Origin of the sequence: Kitasatospora paranensis (genome assembly GCF_039544005.1) — a bacterium.
Lineage (GTDB): Bacteria > Actinomycetota > Actinomycetes > Streptomycetales > Streptomycetaceae > Kitasatospora > Kitasatospora paranensis.
The window spans coordinates 3696234-3715871 of record NZ_BAABKV010000001.1; the positions used below are offsets into that span (position 1 = coordinate 3696234).

Below are 19638 nucleotides of genomic sequence, written 5' to 3' on the forward strand. Positions count from 1 at the left end.
GGAGGGATGTCCGGTGACGGGACGGACTACTTCTTGCCCGGCTTCTTCTTGCCGGCAATCGCGCGACGCGGGCCCTTGCGGGTACGCGCGTTGGTGTGGGTGCGCTGGCCGCGGACGGGCAGACCGCGACGGTGGCGCAGGCCCTCGTAGCAGCCGATCTCGACCTTGCGGCGGATGTCGGCGGCGACCTCACGGCGGAGGTCACCCTCCACCTTGTAGTTCGCGTCGATGTACTCGCGCAGCTTGATGAGGTCTTCCTCGGAGATGTCGCGAACGCGGATGTCCGCGCTCACGCCCGTCTCGGCGAGGGTCTGCTGGGCGCGGGTGCGACCGATGCCGTACACGTAGGTGAGGGCGATCTCGATCCGCTTCTCGCGGGGGAGATCAACGCCGGCGAGGCGTGCCATTCATGGCTCCTGTGGTTCTTCAGAGGTCTTGCGAACCGCCTACTCCGTCGCCTCTCGGCGAGGGAGCCCCGGCCTCTGACCGGGGGTGGCAGTCCGTCCCTTCCGGGACGGATCGGGCAGCCCGCGTATGACGTTGTGCGCGTCGCGCGAAGTACTACGAGAAATGCGGTGAGCGGATCAGCCCTGGCGCTGCTTGTGGCGCAGGTTGTCGCAGATCACCATGACCCGGCCGTGACGGCGGATCACCTTGCACTTGTCGCAGATCTTCTTGACGCTCGGCTTGACCTTCATGGTTCAGGTTCTCCGGGTCTCGATCTGACGGGTCTTTACTTGTAGCGGTAGACGATCCGGCCACGCGTCAGGTCATAGGGGCTGAGCTCCACCACGACCCGGTCGTCCGGGAGGATACGGATGTAGTGCATCCGCATCTTGCCGCTGATGTGCGCGAGGACCTTGTGACCGTTCTGCAGCTCGACCTTGAACATGGCGTTCGGAAGAGACTCGATCACGGTGCCCTCGATCTCAATGGCGCCTTGCTTCTTTGCCATGAACTGCGAGATCCACCTTCCGGGGCCGGCTACCGCATGCGGCACGCTCGTGCGAGCCTGGGTCCACCCCGTCCCTGTCGGGAGACACCCTTGCGGGAACCCGTCGGGAAGAGGACGTGCCGAAGCACGCTACGAGGAGCCGACGCATCAGTCTACGACAGGCCCCAAGCGGACGCCAAAACGGCCCGCCCGGTCACACTCGGTGCTGGCTCGGGACGGGAACCAGCGGCTGCACGACCGCGGTGCACGAGGAACACCGGCGGGCCGCCTGCGGGATCTCGGTCAGGCACTCCGGGCAGGGCCGCTTCGGCACGCTCGGCTTCTTCGGCAGGTAGCGCGCGGTCGCCTTGGTGACGGGCAGGACCACGCAGAAGTACAGCACCGCGGCGGTGAGCACGAAGGCGATCAGGGCGTTGAGGAACTGGCCGTACGGGAAGACCACGCCGCCCAGGTCGGCCGACTTGTTGCGGAAGTCACCCGCCGCGCCGACGGCCACGCCGACCAGCGGGGTGAGGAAGGCGCCGACGAACCCGGTCACCACACCGGTGAACGCCGCGCCGATCACGACACCGACCGCCAGGTCGATGACGTTGCCCCGCATCATGAAGTCCCGGAAGCCCTTGAACACTGTGCTCTCTTCTCCTCGTGCCGCTGTCAGCTGACAAAAATAGGACAAGGGGCCCGGAGGACGAAACCTCCAGGCCCCTGCGGTGTCCGGGGTCAGCCCAGCGGGTCCGGGGCCGCCGTCACGCCGAGCCGGGCCAGCTCGGCCCGGCCGCCGTCGAAGGCGGTCAGCACCAGGGGGCCCTGCTCGGTGACGGCGACCGAGTGCTCCCAGTGCGAGGCCCAGGTGTGGTCGTTGGTGACGACCGTCCAGTCGTCCTCCAGCACGGTGGAGTGCGGGGTGCCGAGCGTCACCATGGGCTCGATCGCGAGGACGGTGCCGGGGATCAGCTTCATGCCCTTGCCGCGGCCGGCGACGTAGTTCAGCACATGCGGCTCCATGTGCATCGCGGTGCCGATGCCGTGGCCGCCGTAGCCCTCGACGATGCCCCACTTGCCCTTGGGCGGCAGCTGCTGGCGGCGGATGAAGCCCTCGATCGACCGGGAGACGTCGACCAGCCGGTTGCCCTTCTTCATCTGGGCGATGCCGGCCCACATGGAGCCCTCGGTCACCCTGCTGAGCAGGGTGTGCTCGGGGGCCACCTCGCCGACCGCGACGGTGATCGCCGCGTCGCCGTGCCAGCCGTCCAGGATCGCGCCGCAGTCGATCGAGATCAGGTCGCCCTCGCGGAGCACCCGGTCGCCGGGGATCCCGTGGACGATCTCGTTGTTCACCGAGGCGCAGATCACGCCCGGGAACCAGAGGCCGCCGTGGTCGGCGCGGAAGTTCGAGGTCGCACCGTGGTCGGTGATGACCTTGTCCGCGATGTCGTTGAGCTCCTGGGTGGTGATCCCCGGAGCGACCGCCTCCCGGCAGGCCTTGAGCGCTTCGGCGACGACCAGCCCGGCCGCCCGCATCTTCGCGATCTGCTCGGAGGTCTTGATCTCCACCATCTGGTCACGCCTTCCACTGTCGGACGCCGACCGGTCCTTGCCGGGCGGCCGTGCACTCGTACCACCGTACGACGCCGCAACGGCCGGGAGGCCCCGTGCAAGGGGCTTCCCGGCCGTTGCGGACCGTCTCAGGCGCTCTTCTTCTGCTCCAGGGCACCGACCGCGCGCTCGGTCACCTCGTCCACCTTGCCGAGGGCGGTGATGGTGACCAGCAGGCCCTGCTGGGCGTAGTACTCGATGATCGGCTCGGTCTCCGTGTGGTAGACCTCCAGCCTGGTCCGCACCTTCTCCTCGGTGTCGTCCGGACGCTGGTACAGCTCGCCGCCGCACTCGTCGCAGACACCGTCGGTCTTGGTGGGGTTGTAGACCACGTGGTACACGTGGCCGCCGTCGTTGCGGCACAGCCGGCGCCCGGCGATGCGCTTGACGACCTCGTCCTCGGGGACCTCCAGGTCGAGTACGCCGTCCAGGGCGATGCCCTGCTCGGCGAGGAACTCGTCCAGGGCCTTGGCCTGGCCAAGGTTGCGCGGGAAGCCGTCGAGCAGGAAGCCGCCCGCGGCGTCCGACTGCAGCATCCGGTCCTTGGCCATCCCGATGGTGACCTCATCCGGCACCAGGCGACCCGCGTCCATGTACGCCTTGGCCTCGAGCCCCAACGGGGTGCCCTGGCTGATGTTGGCGCGGAACAGGTCACCGGTGGAGATGTGCGGGATGGACAGGGTCTTGGCGAGCACGTGCGCCTGAGTACCCTTCCCGGCCCCGGGAGGTCCGACGAGGACGATACGCATCAGCGGAGGAACCCTTCGTAATTGCGCTGCTGGAGCTGGCTCTCGATCTGCTTCACAGTTTCGAGTCCGACGCCGACGACGATGAGCACGCTGGTGCCGCCGAACGGGAAGTTCTGGTTCGCGTTGAAGGCAACCAGGGCGATCATCGGGATCAACGCGATCAGGCCCAGGTAGAGCGATCCTGGCCACGTGATGCGGGTGAGCACGTAGTTCAGGTACTCGGCCGTCGGGCGGCCGGCCCGGATACCCGGGATGAAGCCACCATACTTCTTCATATTGTCCGCAACTTCTTCGGGGTTGAACGAGATGGCCACGTAGAAGAAGGCGAAGAAGACGATCAGCACGAAGTAGGTCGCCATGTAGATCGGGTGGTCACCCCTGACGAAGTTCGTCCGGACCCACGCCGCCCAGCCGGCCTGGCTGTTGGTGAGCTGCACCACCAGGGCCGGGATGTAGAGGAGCGACGAGGCGAAGATGACCGGGATCACACCGGCCTGGTTGACCTTGAGCGGGATGTAGGTCGAGGTACCGCCGAAGGCGCGGCGCCCGATCATCCGCTTCGCGTACTGCACCGGGATCCGGCGCTGGGCCTGCTCGACGAAGATGACGAGGCAGACCACCACGATGCCGATCGCGATGACGCTGAAGAACTCGACCCAGCCGCCGCCGATCTTGCCGGACTGCTTGATCGCCCACATCGAGCCGGGGAAGCCGGCCGCGATGGAGGTGAAGATCAGGATCGACATGCCGTTGCCGATGCCGCGGTCGGTGATGAGCTCGCCGAGCCACATGATCACGGTGGTGCCGGCCGTCATCGTGATGACCATGGTGGCCACCCGGAAGACGCCCGTGTCGGGCACGACGTCGCCGGCCACCGAGCAGCCGGAGAACAGCGCGCCGCTGGAGGCCGTCGCCACGATGCCGGTGCCCTGGAGCACGGCGAGCGCGATGGTCAGGTAGCGGGTGTACTGGGTGATCTTCGCCGTACCCGCCTGGCCCTCCTTCTTCAGCGCCTCGAGTCGCGGGATCACGACGGTGAGGAGCTGCAGGATGATGCTGGCGGTGATGTACGGCATGATGCCGAGCGCGAAGATCGTCAGCTGCAGCAGCGCATTGCCGCTGAACAGGTTGACCAGACCGAAGAGGCCGTTGGCCTTGTTGGGCCCGGACAGACACTCATGGACGGCCACGAAGTTCACGCCGGGAATGGGAATGTGCGCGCCCAGCCGGAACAGCACCATGATGCCCAGCGTGAACAGCAGCTTCTTGCGCAGGTCGGGCGTCTGGAACGCCCGCGCGAACGCACTGAGCACGGTGCCTCCTGCGCCTCCCGCCGTCATCGACGGGAGGGTCGGTCCTGATGGGGGTGGGGTCTAACGGGCTCCCGTACGGGCTGCACAGGCACGCCTGACCCGCAGCCTACAAGGGAACTCCACGGACTCTAACAGTGCGCGGCAACAGCGGAGAAGCGCGTCAGGCACCGATCCCTCGTGTGGGAACCGGGATGCCCGGATTTGGCAGGGGTTGAGCGCACGTCAGATTTCGCACGGAATGGAAAACCCGGGTAAAGCACAGCGGGCCCGCACCTCCCGGAGGAGGTACGGGCCCACAGGGTCAACGAGCTCAGAGGAGCTCGGTGACGGAACCGCCGGCGGCGGCAATCTTCTCGGCGGCGGAGCCGGAGACGGCGTCGACCGTCACCTGCAGCGCCACGGCGATGTCGCCCTGGCCGAGGACCTTGACGAGCTCGTTCTTGCGAACGGCGCCCTTCGCGATCAGGTCGGCCACGGTGACCTCGCCACCGTTCGGGTAGAGCTCGGCCAGCTTCTCCAGGTTCACGACCTGGAACTGCTTGTGGGCCGGGTTCTTGAAGCCCTTCAGCTTCGGCAGGCGCATGTGGAGGGGCATCTGGCCACCCTCGAAGCGCTGCGGAACCTGGTAACGGGCCTTGGTGCCCTTGGTACCACGACCGGCGGTCTTACCCTTGGAACCCTCACCGCGACCCACACGGGTCTTCGCGGTCTTGGCGCCCGGGGCGGGCCGCAGGTTGTGGAGCTTGATCGGCGAGTCCGCCATGTCAGTCCACCTCCTCGACCGTGACGAGGTGACGAACGGTGTGGACCATGCCGCGGATCTCCGGGCGGTCCTCCTTCACCACGGTGTCGTTCAGCCGCTTCAGGCCGAGCGAACGCAGGGTGTCACGGTGGTTCTGCTTGCTACCGATGTACGACTTGGTCTGCGTGACCTTGAGGCGGGCCATCAGGCACCCACCCCTGCAGCACGCGCCCGCAGCAGGGCGGCGGGAGCCACGTCCTCCAGCGGCAGGCCACGACGGGCGGCGATCTCCTCGGGGCGCACGAGGCCCTTCAGAGCGGCGACCGTGGCGTGCACGATGTTGATCGCGTTGTCCGAGCCGAGCGACTTCGACAGGATGTCGTGAACGCCGGCGCACTCGAGGACGGCACGCACCGGGCCACCGGCGATGACGCCGGTACCGGGGGACGCCGGCTTCAGGAGCACGACGCCGGCGGCCTTCTCGCCCTGAACGGGGTGCGGGATGGTGCCCTGGATACGGGGGACCTTGAAGAAGCTCTTCTTGGCCTCCTCAACACCCTTGGCGATGGCGGCCGGAACCTCCTTCGCCTTCCCGTAACCGACACCCACGGTGCCGTCACCGTCGCCCACCACGACCAGCGCGGTGAAGCTGAAACGACGACCACCCTTGACAACCTTGGCGACACGGTTGATCGCGACGACGCGCTCGACGTAAGCAGTCTTCTCGACGGCGGGGGCGTTGCCCCGGTCGTCACGCTTACGGTCGCGCCGCTCGCCGCCGGTGCCACCGCCGGCGCCGCTACCGCGGCGCTGGGGTCCAGCCATTGGATTTACCTCTCTCGTTTACGTCCGTCGACAGGGCCGACGAGCGGCTTAGAAGTCGAGCCCGGCCTCACGGGCCGCGTCCGCCAGGGCGGCGATGCGGCCGGCGTACCGGTTGCCCGCGCGGTCGAAGACGACCGACTCGATGCCGGCGGCCTTGGCACGCTCGGCGACCAGGCTCCCGACCTTCTTGGCCAGCTCGGTCTTGTCGCCCTCGGCGCCACGGATGGACACATCGAGGGTGGACGCCGACGCCAGGGTGTGACCCTTGGCGTCGTCAATGACCTGGGCGACCATGTGACGGTTCGAACGCGTCACGACGAGGCGCGGACGCACCTCGGTGCCGACGACGCGCTTGCGAACGCGGATGGCGCGGCGCTTGCGGGCGGCGTTCTTGTAGGCGTTGCCCTTGCCGATCTTGACAGAGACGCTCATCGCTTACTTACCACTCTTTCCGACCTTGCGGCGGATGACCTCGCCCGCGTACTTGACGCCCTTGGCCTTGTACGGGTCGGGCTTGCGCAGCTTGCGGATCTTGGCAGCGACCTCGCCGACCTTCTGCTTGTCGATGCCGTCCACGTGGAACTTGGTGGGCGTCTCGACGACGAAGGAGATGCCCTCCGGGGCCTCGACGACGATCGGGTGGCTGTAGCCGAGCGCGAACTCCATGGTGGAGCCCTTCGCTGCGACTCGGTAACCAACACCGCTGATCTCCAGCGACTTGCGGTAGCCCTGGGTCACGCCGGTGATCATGTTCGCCACCAGCGTGCGGGTCAGGCCGTGAAGGGCCTTCGACTGACGCTCGTCGTTCGGGCGGGAGACGAGCACAGTGCCGTCCTCGCCCTTGCCGATCTCGATCGGCGCGGCGACGACATGGGTGAGGGAGCCCTTGGGACCCTTCACCGCAACCGTCTGGCCCTCGATGGTGACGTCCACGCCGGCGGGAACCGGGATGGGCAGCCGTCCAATGCGCGACATTGCTGTACCTCCGTTTCCCGAATTACCAGACGTAGGCGAGAACTTCTCCGCCTACGCCCTTCTTGGCGGCCTGCTTGTCGGTGAGGAGACCGGAAGACGTGGAGATGATCGCCACGCCCAGGCCGCCGAGCACCTTCGGCAGGTTGGTGGACTTTGCGTAAACACGCAGACCCGGCTTGCTGATGCGCTTGATGCCGGCGATGGAACGCTCGCGGTTCGGACCGAACTTGAGCTCGATGGTCAGCTTCTTGCCGACCTCGCCCTCTGCGGGGTCCTCGACCTTGTAGGAGGAGATGTAACCCTCCTGCTGCAGCATCTCGGCGACATGCGCCTTGATCTTGCTCGACGGCATCACGACGGAGTCGTGGTACGCCGAGTTGGCGTTCCGCAGACGAGTGAGCATGTCTGCGATGGGGTCGGTCATGGTCATGGTGGCCTCAGGCCTCTCTCGCCGTGGTTTCTCCGCACCAGGTCCCCCTCCGCGCACTCCGAGAGTGCGAAAGGGGCACAAGCACAGGGGACCTGCGACGTAGTAAGACTGGGTTGCGAGCCCTCATACGAGAGCCGCGAGCACCTATGGAGATGCCGCGGCAGGGGGCCCGACCCCACCACCTTACGGGATTCCGAACGGAAGCCCAAAAGCGGGAGGCCGGGCACACTGCTTCGCGATGGTGTGCCTAGGGCGCCTGGACTACCAGGAGCTCTTGGTCACGCCCGGCAGCTCGCCGCGGTGCGCCATCTCACGGAGGCACACACGGCAGAGGCCGAACTTGCGGTACACCGAGTGCGGACGACCGCAGCGCTGGCACCGGGTGTACGCCCGAACGCCGAACTTCGGCTTACGCTCGGCCTTTGCGATCAGGGCCTTCTTCGCCATGGCTCACGCCTCCTTGAACGGGAAGCCCAGAGCGCGCAGGAGCGCCCGGCCCTCATCGTCGGTCTGAGCGGTGGTCACGACGGTGATGTCCATACCGCGCTGACGGTCGACCTTGTCCTGGTCGATCTCGTGGAACATGACCTGCTCGGTCAGACCGAAGGTGTAGTTGCCACGGCCGTCGAACTGCTTGGGCGAGAGGCCGCGGAAGTCACGGATACGCGGCAGAGCCAGCGACACCAGACGGTCCACGAACTCCCACATGCGGTCACCACGGAGGGTGACGTGGGCGCCGATCGGCTGACCCTCGCGGAGCTTGAACTGCGCGATGGACTTGCGGGCCTTGGTCACGGCCGGCTTCTGGCCGGTGATCGCGGTCAGGTCCTTGATCGCGCCCTCGATCAGCTTGCTGTCACGGGCGGCCTCGCCGACACCCATGTTGACCACGACCTTGACCAGGCCGGGGATCAGCATGACGTTCTCGTACGAGAACTGCTCGTGCAGCTGGCCCTTGATCTCGGAGTTGTAACGCTCCTTGAGACGGGGGCCACCTTCTCAACAGTCGTCTCAGACATCAGATGTCCTCACCGGTTCGCTTGGCAACGCGGATCTTGTTGCCCTCGTCGTCGAAGCGGTAGCCAACGCGGGTGACGACCTTCTTGCCGTCCTTCTCCACGACCAGCTGGACGTTGGAGACGTGCACGGGGGCCTCGACGGTGACGATGCCACCCTGGGTGCCCGGACCCGGCTTGGTGTGCTTCTTGACCCGGTTGACACCCTCGACCAGGACCTTGTTCTCGGCGGGGAGGGCCTGGATGACCTTGCCCTGCTTGCCCTTGTCCTTGCCGGTGATGACCTGGACCAGGTCACCCTTCTTGATCTTCATGCTGTTCGCCATGGGTTAGAGCACCTCCGGCGCCAGCGAGATGATCTTCATGAACTTCTTGTCGCGCAGCTCGCGGCCCACCGGGCCGAAGATGCGGGTACCGCGGGGGTCACCGTCGGCGTTCTTCAGAACGACCGCGGCGTTCTCGTCGAAACGGATGTACGAGCCATCCGGGCGACGACGCTCCTTGACGGTGCGAACGATGACGCACTTGACGACGTCACCCTTCTTCACCGAACCGCCGGGGATCGCGTCCTTGACGGTGGCGACGATGACGTCCCCGATACCGGCGTAGCGGCGACCGGAGCCACCGAGAACGCGGATGCAGAGAATCTCCTTGGCACCCGTGTTGTCGGCGACGCGCAGTCGCGACTCCTGCTGGATCACAGCTTTCTCCTGATCGTCAACGAGAGTCGACGGGCCGGCCGCTGCTCACTCGATCGCATCGCTGCATCGAGCACATACGGCCGTACCTCATCGGCTTCGTTACTTGGCCTTCTCGAGGATCTCGACGACGCGCCAGCGCTTCGTCGCGGACAGCGGCCGGGTCTCCATGAGGAGGACACGGTCGCCGACACCGCACGCGTTCTGCTCGTCGTGCGCCTTCAGCTTGTTCGTACGGCGGATGACCTTGCCGTACAGCGCGTGCTTGACGCGGTCCTCGACGGCGACGACGACGGTCTTGTCCATCTTGTCGCTGACGACGAGACCCTCACGGGTCTTGCGGAAACCGCGCGTCTCGTTGGTGTTCTCAGTCATCAGGCGTTCTCCACCGTCTCGATGCCCAGCTCGCGCTCGCGCATCAGGGTGTAGATCCGCGCGATGTCCTTACGGACCAGCTTGAGCCGGCCGTGGTTGTCGAGCTGCCCGGTCGCCGCCTGGAAGCGGAGGTTGAACAGCTCCTCCTTGGCCTCACGCAGCTTGGCAACGAGGCCCTCGTTGTCCAGCTGACGAAGCTCAGCAGCCTTGGTAGCGGCCGACATCAGCTCTCACCGTCCTCGCGCCGGACGATCCGGCACTTCATCGGCAGCTTGTGCGCGGCGCGGGTGAGCGCCTCGCGAGCAACCTTCTCGTTCGGGTACGACAGCTCGAACATGACCCGACCCGGGTGCACGTTCGCGATCCACCACTCCGGCGAACCCTTACCGGAACCCATGCGGGTCTCGGCCGGCTTCTTGGTGAGGGGACGGTCCGGGTAGATGTTGATCCAGACCTTGCCGCCACGGCGGATGTGACGGGTGATCGCGATACGAGCGGACTCGATCTGGCGGTTCGTCACGTACGCCGGGGTGACGGCCTGGATACCGAACTGGCCGAATGCCAGCTCCGTACCGCCCTTGGCCGCGCCACGCCGCTTGGGGTGGTGCTGCTTGCGGTGCTTGACCCTACGGGGGATCAGCATGGGGGTCAGGCCTCCGTTCCGGTGTTCTCGGCAGCCGGAGCCTCGGTCGCCGCGGCCGCGGGGGCCTCGGCGGCGGGACGACGGCCACCACGGCCACCACGCTCGCCACCGCGGCGCTCGCCACCGCGGGCGGGACGACCACCCTCGGGACGGGCCGGGCGGTTGCCCGAGCGGGCGGCGGCGTTCTCAGCGCGGACCTCGGCGATGTTCTTGACGTCGCCCTTGTAGATCCAGACCTTCACGCCGATGCGGCCGAAGGTGGTCTTGGCCTCGAAGAAGCCGTAGTCGACGTTCGCACGAAGGGTGTGCAGCGGCACACGACCCTCGCGGTAGAACTCCGAACGGCTCATCTCGGCGCCGCCGAGACGACCGGAGCACTGGACCTTGATGCCCTTGGCGCCGGACTTCATGGTGCCCTGCATCGACTTGCGCATGGCACGGCGGAACGACACGCGGGAGGACAGCTGCTCCGCGACGCCCTGAGCCACGAGCTGGGCGTCCAGCTCGGGGTTCTTGACCTCGAGGATGTTCAGCTGGACCTGCTTGCCGGTCAGCTTCTCGAGGTCGCCGCGGATGCGGTCGGCCTCGGTGCCACGGCGGCCGATGACGATGCCGGGGCGAGCGGTGTGGATGTCGACGCGGACGCGGTCGCGGGTGCGCTCGATCTCGACCTTGGAGATGCCGGCGCGCTCCATGCCCTTCGTCATCATGCGACGAATGGCAACGTCTTCCTTGACGTAGTCCTTGTACAGCTTGTCGGCGTACCAGCGGGACTTGAAGTCCGTGCTGATGCCGAGGCGGAACCCGTGCGGGTTAACCTTCTGGCCCATTACCGGGTCCCTTCCTTGCTGCTGACGACCACGGTGATGTGGCTGGTCCGCTTGCGGATCCGGTAGGCACGACCCTGCGCACGCGGACGGAACCGCTTCAGGGTCGGACCCTCGTCAACGTACGCCTCAGAGATGTAGAGGTCGTCCACGTTGGAGTGGTTGTAGTTGTGTGCGGCGTTGGCGATGGCGCTGTCGAGCACCTTGCCGACCGGCACGGTGGCGGCCTGCGGAGCGAAACGCAGGACGGCCTGGGCCTCCGTGGCGTTCAGGCCACGGATGAGGTCCACCACGCGGCGGGCCTTCATGGGCGTGACGCGGATGTACCGCGCCTGGGCCCTGGCTTCCATGGTTGTCCCCTTAATGGAGTAAGTCATTGAGTCGTTCTGGCGCTAAAGCTCAAGCTCAGCGGAGCGACTAGCGACGCTTCGACTTGCGGTCTTCCTTCACGTGCCCCTTGAAGGTGCGCGTGGGAGCGAACTCGCCGAGCTTGTGGCCGACCATCGACTCGGTGACGAACACCGGGACGTGCTTGCGGCCATCGTGGACCGCGATCGTGTGGCCAAGCATGGCCGGGGAGATCACGGAACGACGGGACCAGGTCTTGATGACGTTCTGCGTGCCCGCCTCGTTCTGGACATCCACCTTCTTCTGAAGGTGGTCGTCGATGAAGGGGCCCTTCTTGAGACTGCGCGGCATCTGACCTGCTCCTAGCGCTTCTTGTTGGTCTTGCGGCGGCGCACGATGAGCTTGTCCGACGCCTTGTTCGGGCGACGGGTACGGCCCTCGGGCTTGCCCCACGGCGAGACCGGGTGGCGACCACCGGAGGTCTTACCCTCACCACCACCGTGCGGGTGGTCGATCGGGTTCATGGCCACACCACGCACGGTCGGGCGGACGCCCTTCCAGCGCATACGGCCGGCCTTGCCCCAGTTGATGTTCGACTGCTCGGCGTTGCCGACCTCGCCGATGGTGGCACGGCAGCGGGCGTCGACCATGCGGGTCTCACCCGACGGCATGCGCAGGGTCGCCATGCGGCCCTCGCGCGCCAGCAGCTGGATGCCGGAACCGGCGGAGCGGGCCAGCTTGGCACCGCCACCGGGACGCAGCTCCACCGCGTGGATGGTGGTACCGACCGGGATGTTGCGCAGCGGCAGGTTGTTGCCCGGCTTGATGTCGGCCGCGGGGCCGTTCTCGATCCGGTCGCCCTGAGCAATGCCGCGCGGCGCGATGATGTAGCGCTTCTCGCCGTCGACGTAGTGCAGGAGCGCGATGCGCGCGGTGCGGTTGGGGTCGTACTCGATGTGCGCGACCTTGGCCGGCACGCCGTCCTTGTCGTGACGACGGAAGTCGATCAGACGGTAGGCGCGCTTGTGACCGCCACCCTGGTGGCGGGCGGTGACACGACCGGCGTTGTTACGGCCGCCCTTGCTGTGCAGGGGGCGAACCAGCGACTTCTCCGGCGTGGACCGCGTGATTTCGACGAAGTCGGCCACGCTCGAGCCACGACGGCCCGGCGTAGTCGGCTTGTACTTGCGGATACCCATTTTAGTCCTCGTCCTTAACGACGATCACGTTCCCCGTCAGGCGGAGACCGGACCACCGAAGATGTCGATACGGTTGCCCTCGGCCAGCGTCACGATGGCGCGCTTGGTGTCCTTGCGCTTACCGAAGCCCGTCTTGGAGCGCTTGCGCTTGCCCTGACGGTTCAGCGTGTTGACGGCCTCGACCTTGACCGAGAAGACCGCCTCGACGGCCTGCTTGATCTGGGTCTTGTTGGCACCGGGCGCCACGACGAACGTGTACTTGTTCTCGTCGAGGAGCGAGTAGCTCTTCTCCGAGATGACCGGCTTGACCAGGACGTCACGGGGGTCCGTGAACGTCTTGCTCGTGATCTCCGCAGCCATCAGGCAGCGCTCCCTTCGAGCTCGCCCTCAGAGGCAACGGCCTTGGCGGACGCGGCCGGACCGGCCACGAAACGCTCGAAGGCGGCCTGGGTGAAGACCACGTCGTCGGAGACGAGCACGTCGTAGGTGTTCAGCTGGCCGGCGTCCAGGATGTGCACGTTCGGCAGGTTCCGAGCGGACAGCTGGCCCAGCTCGTCCTCGCGCTCGACGACCAGGAGGACGTTCTTGCGCTCGGTGATCTTGCCGATCAGGCTCTTGGCAGCCTTGGTCGACGGCGCCTCGGTGGCGGTCACGCCGGTGATGACGTGGATGCGCTCGTGGCGGGCCCGGTCGGTGAGCGCACCGCGGAGAGCGGCAGCGATCATCTTCTTCGGGGTCCGCTGCGAGTAGTCGCGCGGCACGGGACCGTGCACGACGCCACCGCCCGCGAACTGGGGCGCGCGGGTCGAGCCCTGACGGGCGCGGCCGGTGCCCTTCTGGCGGTACGGCTTCTTGCCGCCGCCGCGGACCTCGCCACGGGTCTTGGTCTTGTGGGTGCCCTGACGGGCGGCAGCGAGCTGCGCCACGACGACCTGGTGCATCAGCGGAACGCTGACCTTGGCGTCGAAGATCTCGGCGGGCAGCTCGATGCTGCCGGCCTTGTCGCCGGCCGGCGACAGGATGTCAATGGTGGTCATATCCTTCACAGCCCCTTCGCCGCGGTGCGGACGAGGACGAGGCCGCCGTTCGGACCCGGGATCGCGCCCTTGATGAGCAGCAGACCCTTCTCCGCGTCGACCGCGTGCACGGTCAGGTTCTGGGTGGTCACACGCTCGTGGCCCATCCGACCCGCCATGCGCATGCCCTTGAACACGCGGCCCGGGGTGGCGCAGCCACCGATGGAGCCGGGCGAACGGTGCTTGCGCTGGGTGCCGTGACCGGCGCCGAGGCCCTTGAAGTTGTGACGCTTCATGACACCGGCGAAGCCCTTGCCCTTGGAGGTGCCGGTCACGTCGACCTTGACACCCGCCTCGAACAGCTCTGCGGTGATCTCCTGGCCGAGGGTGTACTCGGACGCGTCCGTGGTACGGATCTCGACCAGGTGGCGGCGGGGGTGACACCGGCCTTGGCGAAGTGGCCCGCGAGGGGCTTGTTCACCTTGCGGGGGTCGATCTCGCCGAAGCCGAGCTGGACGGCGTCGTAGCCGGCCTCGCTGTCGGCGGTGTGGACCTGGGTCACGACATTCGGCCCGGCCTTGACGACGGTCACCGGGACGACCCGGTTGTTCTCGTCCCAGACCTGGGTCATGCCGAGCTTCTCACCCAGGATGCCCTTAATCTGCTTAGCCATCTTCGGTGTGCCTCTCAGAGCTTGATCTCGATGTCGACACCGGCCGGCAGGTCGAGACGCATGAGCGAGTCAACCGTCTTCGGCGTGGGGTCGAGGATGTCGATCAGACGCTTGTGAGTACGCATCTCGAAGTGCTCGCGCGAGTCCTTGTACTTGTGCGGCGAGCGGATGACGCAGTACACGTTCTTCTCAGTGGGCAGCGGCACCGGGCCCGCGACCTGCGCACCAGTACGAATCACCGTCTCGACGATCTTCTTCGCCGAGGAGTCGATGACCTCGTGGTCGTAGGCCTTGAGCCGGATGCGGATCTTCTGTCCCGCCATGGCTACTCAGTAGTCCTTTGTGTCGTCTGCTGCTTCTGCGACCGGATCCGTCCGGGTGGACATTTCCGGCGGCGCCCCCGGGTGGTTACCCTCACGGTTTCCCTCCGACCCCCGCGGTCGGGCGTGTCGCCCTGCCGCTTGCAAAAAACCAAAGAGGTTCACGCCCTCTTCGGTTCCAGCTCCGGATCGGTGAGGTCTTGCACCCACCAGGCGCCGGGTCGAGGCCCCGCCCACGCTTCCCGGAAGATTCCCGTACGTCCGCCCCGCAGCTGCCGCGGTGTCGCTTACACACCACTGCATCCACACACAGCACGTGGACACATGAACGGCCATCACGGGAACGACGAGTACATGGGACTCGCTTCCAGTCCTCCCGGCGGGAGGCGCGCAGCATCGGCAACTCAACCGAGCAACTTGGACATACTGCCATACGGAGGACGCCGAACGCCAATCGGCCCGGCGCGGCGCCGCAGGTGGCCGCCGTGGTGCGGCGGTCGGCCGTCCGGTGGCCGGCGCCGCGTTCAGTGCGAGGGCAGCGGCTCGGTCCTGGTGTCGGTGGCCGGTTCCGCCGGGTCGCCGAAGGGGTGCCGCGCAGGCTCCAGAGCATGGCTGCGACGCAGGTCAGCGGACCGGCGGCGAAGGCCAGGCAGACCCGGACGGCGATCGGTCCCGGTGCGAAGGTGACGGCGGCCAGCACCGCAGTGCCGAGCAGCCAGCACACCAGCTGCGCGCGGTGGCGGTGCAGCACGATCAGGGCCTGCCCGAGCACCATGGCCAGCAGGTAGCCGCACGTCCCGAGGCAGAGCCACAGGAAGTCGAGGTGGGTCAGGGCCGCGGGCGCGGCGAACAGCAGGTGGATCAGCCAGGGGCCGAGCAGGACGACCGGCAGCCCGATCGCGCAGGAGAGCAGGGCGACCGCCGACGCCGCCCTGCGCAACATGGCGCGGAAGTCCCGGTGCCGGCCGGCCGCGGCGGCGCCGGCGAGCCCGGAGAGCAGTGATGCCTGCAGGGCGCCGAAGACGAAGATCGGCACCCGGGCCAGGACGAGTGCGCTGAGCAGCGCCGCGACCAGGTCGACCTGGTCGGGCCGCAGGAGCTGGACACTCATCACCGCGGCACTGACCATCCACTGGGCCAGCAGGGTGGATCCCATCAGCGGGCCGAGGCCGCGGACGAGTCCGGGCCAGTCCTGGGCCGGGCCGGGGCGTGCGGAGCGCAGCGTTGCGGGCAGCGTCACCAGCAGGGCGACCAGCGGGGCCGCCGTGAGGATCAGGCTGAAGGCGAGGGCGGAGTGCAGCCCTGCGAGCGCGCAGCCTGCGGCGAGCAGGATCCGCAGGACGCCGTCGACGACCAGTTGCGATCCGTAGGCCGTGAAGCGTCCGGCGCCGGCCAGGATGCCGCGGGTGAGGTAGCAGAAGGCCATCGTGACGAACGCGCTGCCGAGGGCCGCGACCAGCGAGCGGTCGCCGTGGAAGAGCAGGTCGGCGAGCGGACCGGCGAACACCGCCATCGCGGTGAGGATGGCCGCGAGGATGGCACCGGTGAGCAGGGCGGCGCGCCGCAGGACGGGCCCGGCGCCCTCGCCGCGTACGGCCCGGGAGGCGACGATCCTGGTGAGCTCCTGCTCGATCGGGAAGAAGAGCCCGATGCCGATGGACATGACGATGGTCCACAGCACGGAGACGCCGGCCATGGCCCGGGTCGTGAGGCTGTGCCCGGCGACCGCCAGGTGGAGGTAGGAGGCGGCACCGAGGACGACGGTGCCGACCGCGACGGACCGGACACCGGCGGGCAGGACGGAGGCGAGTGCGCGCAGACGGTTCATGGGTCAGCGGGCCGCGTGCTTGATCATGGCGGTGACTCCGGGGCGGCCGGCGTGCCGGGCGGCGCCGGGCAGCAGGGTGAGGGCGTGCAGGCGGGACGAGAGGTGCCGCCGGGACGCCTTGGCGGCGCGGTGCCAGCCGTGGGCGTCGAGCCGGTCGGCGGTCTCCAGGAAGAACCGCTTGGCCTCGGTGAACCGGCTGCCGGTGTAGGCCTTGGCGGAGGACTCGCTCCCGGCGTGCCGTCGGTAGCTGAAGCAGACCTCGGGCGTGGTGGCGAGGGACTCCCCCGCGAGCAGCAGGTCGACGACCAGGGCGAGGTCCTGGATGACGCCGAGGTCGGCGCGGAAGCCGAACCGCCGGACGGCCGCGGTGCGCCAGCAGATCGACGGGAAGTACAGCCAGTTGCCGCGCAGCAGGCTGAGTGCGAGGTCCTCGCCGGCGAGCAGGGCGCGGCCGGGCCCCTTGGGGGCGTACAGGCGGCGCTTGGTCCGGTCGACGAGGGTGTCGAAGGGCTCCCCGTCGGTGCCGATGACCTCCACTCCGGGCTGGATCATCGCGGCCTTCGGCTCGCGGGCGACGGCGGCCCGGACGACGTCCAGGTAGTCGGGGTGCATGAGGTCGTCACACCCCATGATCACCAGGTACTCGTACTCGGCGAGGCCGACACAGCGGTTGAAGTTGCCGGTGACGCCGAGGTTGGTCTCGTTGCGCAGGTACCGCACCCGCGGGTCGGCGAGCTGTTCGAACCACTCGGGGACGCCGCTCTCGCGGCCGTCGTCGACCACGGTGAGCCGCCAGTCGTCGCCGCTCTGGGCGAGCACGCTGCGGACGGCGTCCTGCATCAGCCGGACGTCGCCGTAGTACGGGAGCAGGATCTCGTAACGGGACACGTCAGACCTCGGCCGGGGAGGCGGCGGGACCGGTGGTGGCGGAGAGGTAGTACGGCGAGCCCGGCGCGAAGTCCTTCAGGTGCGGAGGCATCCGGCGGATCATGGCGAGCAGCAGGACGAGACCGGCCCGGACGAGGTACACCATGGCCTTCACCGGGGAGGCGCTGGGCCGGCCGGTGGTGCGGGCGCGCATGGCGACCGGGGCCTGGCGGACGGTGAATCCGCAGCGGGCGGCGCCGACCAGGCTCTCGACGGTGTCGCCGAGGTACTCCACGGGGTACCAGCGGGCGAAGAACTCGATCATCGGGCGGTTGCAGGCGCGGAATCCCGAGGTGGTGTCGGTGAGCCGGGTGCGGGTGATCCGGGACAGCACCAGGGAGAGCAGCCGCATCGCCCAGCGGCGGGGGCCGCGGACCCGGTAGTCGCCCTCGCCGTCGAAGCGGGCGCCGATGACGAGGTCGGCCTCGCCGAGGCGCTCCAGCAGGACGGGTATGTAGAACGGGTCGTGCTGGCCGTCGGCGTCGACCTGGATGGCGACGTCGTAGCCGTGCTGCTGGGCGTAGCGGTAGCCGAGCCGCATGGCGCCGCCGACGCCGAGGTTGAACGGCAGCCGGGCGACGGCGGAGCCGGCCGCGGCGGCGACCTCGGACGTCCGGTCGGTGGATCCGTCGTCGACGACGAGGGTGTCGACGTACGGGAGCTGGCGCTTGATCTCGCCGAGGACGGCGGGCAGGCCGTCGGCCTCGTTCCAGGCCGGGAGGATGATCAGGACGCGGCGCCCGTCGTTCACGGTGTGGCCTCCGGGGTGCGGGCGGTGCCGGCGGTGTGCTCGGGCAGCGCGGTGTGCTCGGACGGGCCGGTGTGCTCGGGCCGGGCCGGGAGGGCGCCGTGTTCGGCGAGGTGCGCGCGGATCAGCGCGACGTCCTCGGCCAGGGTGCGGGTCTCCGACTCCAGGCGGCTGACCTCCCAGCTGAGGTGGAGGCTGACCAGCAGGACGAGGACGAAGCCGGCGAAGAGCACCAGGCTGACGCCGGAGGCGACGCCGAGCCGGCGGGCGGTGGAGTCCAGCAGCGACGGGAAGAACCCGAGGGGTGCTATCGCCAGGCCGATGGTGAGCCAGATCGCGGCGTACTTCTCCCGGAGCTGCTGACGGCGGAGCAGCTCCACGATGTACGCGAGCACCGCGACGCCGGTGATCGAGGTGAGGATGGACAGATGCACTGCCGGTGGCGCCTTCCGTGCCGGGGTCCCCGTGGGTGGCCAACAGCCTAAGGCAGCGGCCGCCCGCGCTCGAACGGGTGGTCGGCCTGATGCGGGGCGGGCCCCGGGGCCGGTGGCCGGCCGGGCGGTGCGCCTACGGCGCCGCGGCGAGCGCCCGGAAGGCGGGGCGCCGCAGGGCCTCGGCCAGCGAGCTGCGCCAGTCGGGCAGCGGGGCGATCCCGGCGGCGTCCCAGCGGTCGTGGCCGAGCACGCTCCAGGCGGGCCGGGCGGCGGGCCGGGGGAAGGCCGCGGAGGTGGTGGGGCGGATCCGTTCGGGGTCGAGGCCGGCCAGCCGGTAGGCCTCCCGGGCGAGCCCGTACCAGGTGGTGCGGCCCGCGGCGGTGCCGTGGTAGATCCCGGCGGGCGCGTGCCGGGCGTCGGCGAGGGCGAGCAGCTGCCGGGCGAGGTCGTGGGACCAGGTGGGCTGGCCGTGCTGGTCGTCGACGACGTCGAGGGTGTCGCGGACGGCGGCGAGCCGGAGCATGGTGGCGACGAAGTTGGGTCCGTGTTCCCCGTACAGCCAGGCGGTGCGCACCACGTACCCGGTGTCGGGGAGCAGTTCCAGGACGGCCTGTTCGCCGGCCAGCTTGGAGCGGCCGTAGGCGTTGACCGGGCCGGTGGCGGCGGACTCCGGGCAGGGCCGGTCGGTGTCGCCGGGCAGTACGTAGTCGGTGGAGACCTGCAGCAGGCGCGCGCCGGTCTCCCGGCAGGCCAGCGCGAGGTGGCGGACACCGGTGCCGTTGACGGCGGTGGCGGCCGCCTCGGCGCTCTCGGCGCCGTCGACGTCCGTCCAGGCGGCGCAGTTGACGACGGTGTCGTGGCCGGCGACGGCGGCGCGGACGGCGTCGGCGTCCGTCACGTCGAGGGCGGCCCGGTCGAGCCCGGTGGCCTTGCGCCCGGCGGCGTCGAGGACGGCGAGCAGGTCCCGCCCGAGCATCCCGCCCGCGCCGGTGACCAGGACG

Annotated in this window: 32 protein-coding genes and 1 pseudogene; all 33 read right to left on the reverse strand. The window is 68.4% G+C overall.

Annotation, left to right across the window (positions count from 1 at the left end):
* Nucleotides 1–26 precede the first annotated feature (26 nt).
* The 33 genes and pseudogenes from rpsM to rfbD all read right to left on the reverse strand — a co-directional run bounded on the left by rpsM (nucleotide 27) and on the right by rfbD (nucleotide 19613).
* The gene (gene rpsM, locus ABEB13_RS17690) at nucleotides 27–407 is read right to left on the reverse strand and encodes a 30S ribosomal protein S13 (protein ID WP_100889785.1); all 381 of its coding nucleotides are present in this window, start codon (nucleotides 405–407) and stop codon (nucleotides 27–29) included.
* Between the two features lie 177 nt (nucleotides 408–584).
* Complete coding sequence (gene rpmJ, locus ABEB13_RS17695) at nucleotides 585–698, reverse strand: 50S ribosomal protein L36 (protein WP_003956441.1); 114 nt, start codon at nucleotides 696–698, stop codon at nucleotides 585–587.
* Nucleotides 699–733: 35 nt separating this feature from the next.
* Complete coding sequence (gene infA, locus ABEB13_RS17700) at nucleotides 734–955, reverse strand: translation initiation factor IF-1 (RefSeq protein ID WP_003956442.1); 222 nt, start codon at nucleotides 953–955, stop codon at nucleotides 734–736.
* A 193-nt stretch (nucleotides 956–1148) separates the two neighbouring features.
* Nucleotides 1149–1583 (reverse strand): large conductance mechanosensitive channel protein MscL, encoded by a 435-nt coding sequence (gene mscL, locus ABEB13_RS17705; protein WP_345706285.1) that lies wholly within the window; start codon nucleotides 1581–1583, stop codon nucleotides 1149–1151.
* Nucleotides 1584–1675: 92 nt separating this feature from the next.
* A complete protein-coding gene (gene map / locus ABEB13_RS17710) occupies nucleotides 1676–2512 on the reverse strand; it encodes a type I methionyl aminopeptidase (RefSeq protein WP_345706286.1) in 837 nt (278 codons plus the stop codon).
* A 128-nt stretch (nucleotides 2513–2640) separates the two neighbouring features.
* Nucleotides 2641–3300, reverse strand: coding sequence for an adenylate kinase (locus ABEB13_RS17715; protein WP_100889782.1), 660 nt, complete (start codon nucleotides 3298–3300; stop codon nucleotides 2641–2643).
* Nucleotides 3300–4613 carry a preprotein translocase subunit SecY gene (secY, locus tag ABEB13_RS17720; protein WP_345706287.1) on the reverse strand — a complete coding sequence of 438 codons (1314 nt, stop codon included), beginning with the start codon at nucleotides 4611–4613 and terminating at the stop codon, nucleotides 3300–3302. Before secY ends, ABEB13_RS17715 begins: the two co-directional genes overlap by 1 nt.
* Nucleotides 4614–4923: 310 nt before the next feature.
* Nucleotides 4924–5376 (reverse strand): 50S ribosomal protein L15, encoded by a 453-nt coding sequence (gene rplO / locus ABEB13_RS17725; RefSeq protein WP_100889780.1) that lies wholly within the window; start codon nucleotides 5374–5376, stop codon nucleotides 4924–4926.
* A 1-nt stretch (nucleotide 5377) separates the two neighbouring features.
* The gene (rpmD, locus tag ABEB13_RS17730; RefSeq protein ID WP_014136270.1) at nucleotides 5378–5560 is read right to left on the reverse strand and encodes a 50S ribosomal protein L30; all 183 of its coding nucleotides are present in this window, start codon (nucleotides 5558–5560) and stop codon (nucleotides 5378–5380) included.
* Complete coding sequence (gene rpsE / locus ABEB13_RS17735) at nucleotides 5560–6180, reverse strand: 30S ribosomal protein S5 (protein ID WP_345706288.1); 621 nt, start codon at nucleotides 6178–6180, stop codon at nucleotides 5560–5562. The genes rpmD and rpsE overlap by 1 nt, the downstream gene beginning before the upstream one ends.
* Nucleotides 6181–6228: 48 nt before the next feature.
* Nucleotides 6229–6612 (reverse strand): 50S ribosomal protein L18, encoded by a 384-nt coding sequence (rplR, locus tag ABEB13_RS17740; RefSeq protein WP_100889778.1) that lies wholly within the window; start codon nucleotides 6610–6612, stop codon nucleotides 6229–6231.
* Nucleotides 6613–6615: 3 nt separating this feature from the next.
* Entirely contained in the window at nucleotides 6616–7155 is a 540-nt protein-coding gene (gene rplF / locus ABEB13_RS17745) for a 50S ribosomal protein L6 (protein WP_100889777.1), read from the reverse strand.
* 22 nt (nucleotides 7156–7177) lie between these two features.
* Nucleotides 7178–7585: a 30S ribosomal protein S8 gene (gene rpsH / locus ABEB13_RS17750; RefSeq protein ID WP_100889776.1), complete on the reverse strand. Its 408-nt coding sequence runs from the start codon at nucleotides 7583–7585 to the stop codon at nucleotides 7178–7180.
* A gap of 261 nt (nucleotides 7586–7846) precedes the next feature.
* A complete protein-coding gene (locus tag ABEB13_RS17755; RefSeq protein WP_030263476.1) occupies nucleotides 7847–8032 on the reverse strand; it encodes a type Z 30S ribosomal protein S14 in 186 nt (61 codons plus the stop codon).
* A 3-nt stretch (nucleotides 8033–8035) separates the two neighbouring features.
* Nucleotides 8036–8545 carry a 50S ribosomal protein L5 gene (gene rplE / locus ABEB13_RS17760; protein WP_345709712.1) on the reverse strand — a complete coding sequence of 170 codons (510 nt, stop codon included), beginning with the start codon at nucleotides 8543–8545 and terminating at the stop codon, nucleotides 8036–8038.
* Nucleotides 8546–8603: 58 nt separating this feature from the next.
* A complete protein-coding gene (rplX, locus tag ABEB13_RS17765; RefSeq protein ID WP_100892787.1) occupies nucleotides 8604–8915 on the reverse strand; it encodes a 50S ribosomal protein L24 in 312 nt (103 codons plus the stop codon).
* Between the two features lie 15 nt (nucleotides 8916–8930).
* Nucleotides 8931–9302: a 50S ribosomal protein L14 gene (gene rplN, locus ABEB13_RS17770; RefSeq protein WP_100889775.1), complete on the reverse strand. Its 372-nt coding sequence runs from the start codon at nucleotides 9300–9302 to the stop codon at nucleotides 8931–8933.
* A 99-nt stretch (nucleotides 9303–9401) separates the two neighbouring features.
* Complete coding sequence (gene rpsQ, locus ABEB13_RS17775; RefSeq protein WP_014136278.1) at nucleotides 9402–9674, reverse strand: 30S ribosomal protein S17; 273 nt, start codon at nucleotides 9672–9674, stop codon at nucleotides 9402–9404.
* Nucleotides 9674–9898 carry a 50S ribosomal protein L29 gene (gene rpmC / locus ABEB13_RS17780; RefSeq protein ID WP_030263491.1) on the reverse strand — a complete coding sequence of 75 codons (225 nt, stop codon included), beginning with the start codon at nucleotides 9896–9898 and terminating at the stop codon, nucleotides 9674–9676. Before rpmC ends, rpsQ begins: the two co-directional genes overlap by 1 nt.
* A complete protein-coding gene (rplP, locus tag ABEB13_RS17785; protein ID WP_030232476.1) occupies nucleotides 9898–10317 on the reverse strand; it encodes a 50S ribosomal protein L16 in 420 nt (139 codons plus the stop codon). Before rplP ends, rpmC begins: the two co-directional genes overlap by 1 nt.
* 5 nt (nucleotides 10318–10322) lie before the next feature.
* Nucleotides 10323–11147, reverse strand: a complete 825-nt coding sequence (gene rpsC / locus ABEB13_RS17790) for a 30S ribosomal protein S3 (RefSeq protein WP_100889773.1) — start codon at nucleotides 11145–11147, stop codon at nucleotides 10323–10325.
* Nucleotides 11147–11494, reverse strand: a complete 348-nt coding sequence (gene rplV / locus ABEB13_RS17795; RefSeq protein ID WP_030232471.1) for a 50S ribosomal protein L22 — start codon at nucleotides 11492–11494, stop codon at nucleotides 11147–11149. Before rplV ends, rpsC begins: the two co-directional genes overlap by 1 nt.
* Nucleotides 11495–11561: 67 nt before the next feature.
* On the reverse strand, nucleotides 11562–11843 hold the full coding sequence (rpsS, locus tag ABEB13_RS17800; RefSeq protein WP_014136283.1) for a 30S ribosomal protein S19: 282 nt from the start codon (nucleotides 11841–11843) through the stop codon (nucleotides 11562–11564).
* 11 nt (nucleotides 11844–11854) lie between these two features.
* A complete protein-coding gene (gene rplB, locus ABEB13_RS17805) occupies nucleotides 11855–12691 on the reverse strand; it encodes a 50S ribosomal protein L2 (RefSeq protein ID WP_100889772.1) in 837 nt (278 codons plus the stop codon).
* Between the two features lie 36 nt (nucleotides 12692–12727).
* The gene (rplW, locus tag ABEB13_RS17810) at nucleotides 12728–13051 is read right to left on the reverse strand and encodes a 50S ribosomal protein L23 (RefSeq protein WP_380230719.1); all 324 of its coding nucleotides are present in this window, start codon (nucleotides 13049–13051) and stop codon (nucleotides 12728–12730) included.
* Nucleotides 13051–13728, reverse strand: coding sequence for a 50S ribosomal protein L4 (gene rplD / locus ABEB13_RS17815; RefSeq protein ID WP_345706289.1), 678 nt, complete (start codon nucleotides 13726–13728; stop codon nucleotides 13051–13053). The genes rplW and rplD overlap by 1 nt, the downstream gene beginning before the upstream one ends.
* Nucleotides 13729–13733: 5 nt before the next feature.
* Nucleotides 13734–14380: pseudogene (gene rplC / locus ABEB13_RS17820) on the reverse strand (50S ribosomal protein L3).
* A 14-nt stretch (nucleotides 14381–14394) separates the two neighbouring features.
* Nucleotides 14395–14703 (reverse strand): 30S ribosomal protein S10, encoded by a 309-nt coding sequence (rpsJ, locus tag ABEB13_RS17825; RefSeq protein WP_012785157.1) that lies wholly within the window; start codon nucleotides 14701–14703, stop codon nucleotides 14395–14397.
* Nucleotides 14704–14794: 91 nt separating this feature from the next.
* Nucleotides 14795–16528: a lipopolysaccharide biosynthesis protein gene (locus ABEB13_RS17830; protein ID WP_345706290.1), complete on the reverse strand. Its 1734-nt coding sequence runs from the start codon at nucleotides 16526–16528 to the stop codon at nucleotides 14795–14797.
* A 3-nt stretch (nucleotides 16529–16531) separates the two neighbouring features.
* Nucleotides 16532–17416: a glycosyltransferase family 2 protein gene (locus tag ABEB13_RS17835; protein ID WP_345706291.1), complete on the reverse strand. Its 885-nt coding sequence runs from the start codon at nucleotides 17414–17416 to the stop codon at nucleotides 16532–16534.
* A gap of 1 nt (nucleotide 17417) precedes the next feature.
* Nucleotides 17418–18206: a glycosyltransferase family 2 protein gene (locus tag ABEB13_RS17840; protein ID WP_345706292.1), complete on the reverse strand. Its 789-nt coding sequence runs from the start codon at nucleotides 18204–18206 to the stop codon at nucleotides 17418–17420.
* On the reverse strand, nucleotides 18203–18637 hold the full coding sequence (locus tag ABEB13_RS17845; protein WP_345706293.1) for a DUF2304 domain-containing protein: 435 nt from the start codon (nucleotides 18635–18637) through the stop codon (nucleotides 18203–18205). Before ABEB13_RS17845 ends, ABEB13_RS17840 begins: the two co-directional genes overlap by 4 nt.
* Nucleotides 18638–18770: 133 nt before the next feature.
* Nucleotides 18771–19613, reverse strand: coding sequence for a dTDP-4-dehydrorhamnose reductase (rfbD, locus tag ABEB13_RS17850; RefSeq protein ID WP_345709713.1), 843 nt, complete (start codon nucleotides 19611–19613; stop codon nucleotides 18771–18773).
* Nucleotides 19614–19638 lie beyond the last annotated feature (25 nt).

Coding starts and splice junctions, on each gene's coding strand:
- rplB (WP_100889772.1), bottom strand. CDS start 12,691: ATGGGTATCCGCAAGTACAAGCCGACTACGCCGGGCCGTCGTGGCTCG.
- rplF (WP_100889777.1), bottom strand. CDS start 7,155: ATGTCGCGCATTGGACGGCTGCCCATCCCGGTTCCCGCCGGCGTGGAC.
- rpsM (WP_100889785.1), bottom strand. CDS start 407: ATGGCACGCCTCGCCGGCGTTGATCTCCCCCGCGAGAAGCGGATCGAG.
- rplR (WP_100889778.1), bottom strand. CDS start 6,612: ATGAGCGTCTCTGTCAAGATCGGCAAGGGCAACGCCTACAAGAACGCC.
- rfbD (WP_345709713.1), bottom strand. CDS start 19,613: ATGCTCGGGCGGGACCTGCTCGCCGTCCTCGACGCCGCCGGGCGCAAG.
- rpmJ (WP_003956441.1), bottom strand. CDS start 698: ATGAAGGTCAAGCCGAGCGTCAAGAAGATCTGCGACAAGTGCAAGGTG.
- rplP (WP_030232476.1), bottom strand. CDS start 10,317: ATGCTGATCCCCCGTAGGGTCAAGCACCGCAAGCAGCACCACCCCAAG.
- rpsQ (WP_014136278.1), bottom strand. CDS start 9,674: ATGACTGAGAACACCAACGAGACGCGCGGTTTCCGCAAGACCCGTGAG.
- rplD (WP_345706289.1), bottom strand. CDS start 13,728: ATGACCACCATTGACATCCTGTCGCCGGCCGGCGACAAGGCCGGCAGC.
- rpsJ (WP_012785157.1), bottom strand. CDS start 14,703: ATGGCGGGACAGAAGATCCGCATCCGGCTCAAGGCCTACGACCACGAG.
- rpmC (WP_030263491.1), bottom strand. CDS start 9,898: ATGTCGGCCGCTACCAAGGCTGCTGAGCTTCGTCAGCTGGACAACGAG.
- ABEB13_RS17755 (WP_030263476.1), bottom strand. CDS start 8,032: ATGGCGAAGAAGGCCCTGATCGCAAAGGCCGAGCGTAAGCCGAAGTTC.
- rpsC (WP_100889773.1), bottom strand. CDS start 11,147: ATGGGCCAGAAGGTTAACCCGCACGGGTTCCGCCTCGGCATCAGCACG.
- ABEB13_RS17715 (WP_100889782.1), bottom strand. CDS start 3,300: ATGCGTATCGTCCTCGTCGGACCTCCCGGGGCCGGGAAGGGTACTCAG.
- rplV (WP_030232471.1), bottom strand. CDS start 11,494: ATGGAAGCCAGGGCCCAGGCGCGGTACATCCGCGTCACGCCCATGAAG.
- rplX (WP_100892787.1), bottom strand. CDS start 8,915: ATGAAGATCAAGAAGGGTGACCTGGTCCAGGTCATCACCGGCAAGGAC.
- rpsE (WP_345706288.1), bottom strand. CDS start 6,180: ATGGCTGGACCCCAGCGCCGCGGTAGCGGCGCCGGCGGTGGCACCGGC.
- map (WP_345706286.1), bottom strand. CDS start 2,512: ATGGTGGAGATCAAGACCTCCGAGCAGATCGCGAAGATGCGGGCGGCC.
- infA (WP_003956442.1), bottom strand. CDS start 955: ATGGCAAAGAAGCAAGGCGCCATTGAGATCGAGGGCACCGTGATCGAG.
- rpsH (WP_100889776.1), bottom strand. CDS start 7,585: ATGACCATGACCGACCCCATCGCAGACATGCTCACTCGTCTGCGGAAC.
- rplW (WP_380230719.1), bottom strand. CDS start 13,051: ATGGCTGCGGAGATCACGAGCAAGACGTTCACGGACCCCCGTGACGTC.
- rplO (WP_100889780.1), bottom strand. CDS start 5,376: ATGGCGGACTCGCCGATCAAGCTCCACAACCTGCGGCCCGCCCCGGGC.
- rpsS (WP_014136283.1), bottom strand. CDS start 11,843: ATGCCGCGCAGTCTCAAGAAGGGCCCCTTCATCGACGACCACCTTCAG.
- ABEB13_RS17830 (WP_345706290.1), bottom strand. CDS start 16,528: ATGAACCGTCTGCGCGCACTCGCCTCCGTCCTGCCCGCCGGTGTCCGG.
- rpmD (WP_014136270.1), bottom strand. CDS start 5,560: ATGGCCCGCCTCAAGGTCACGCAGACCAAGTCGTACATCGGTAGCAAG.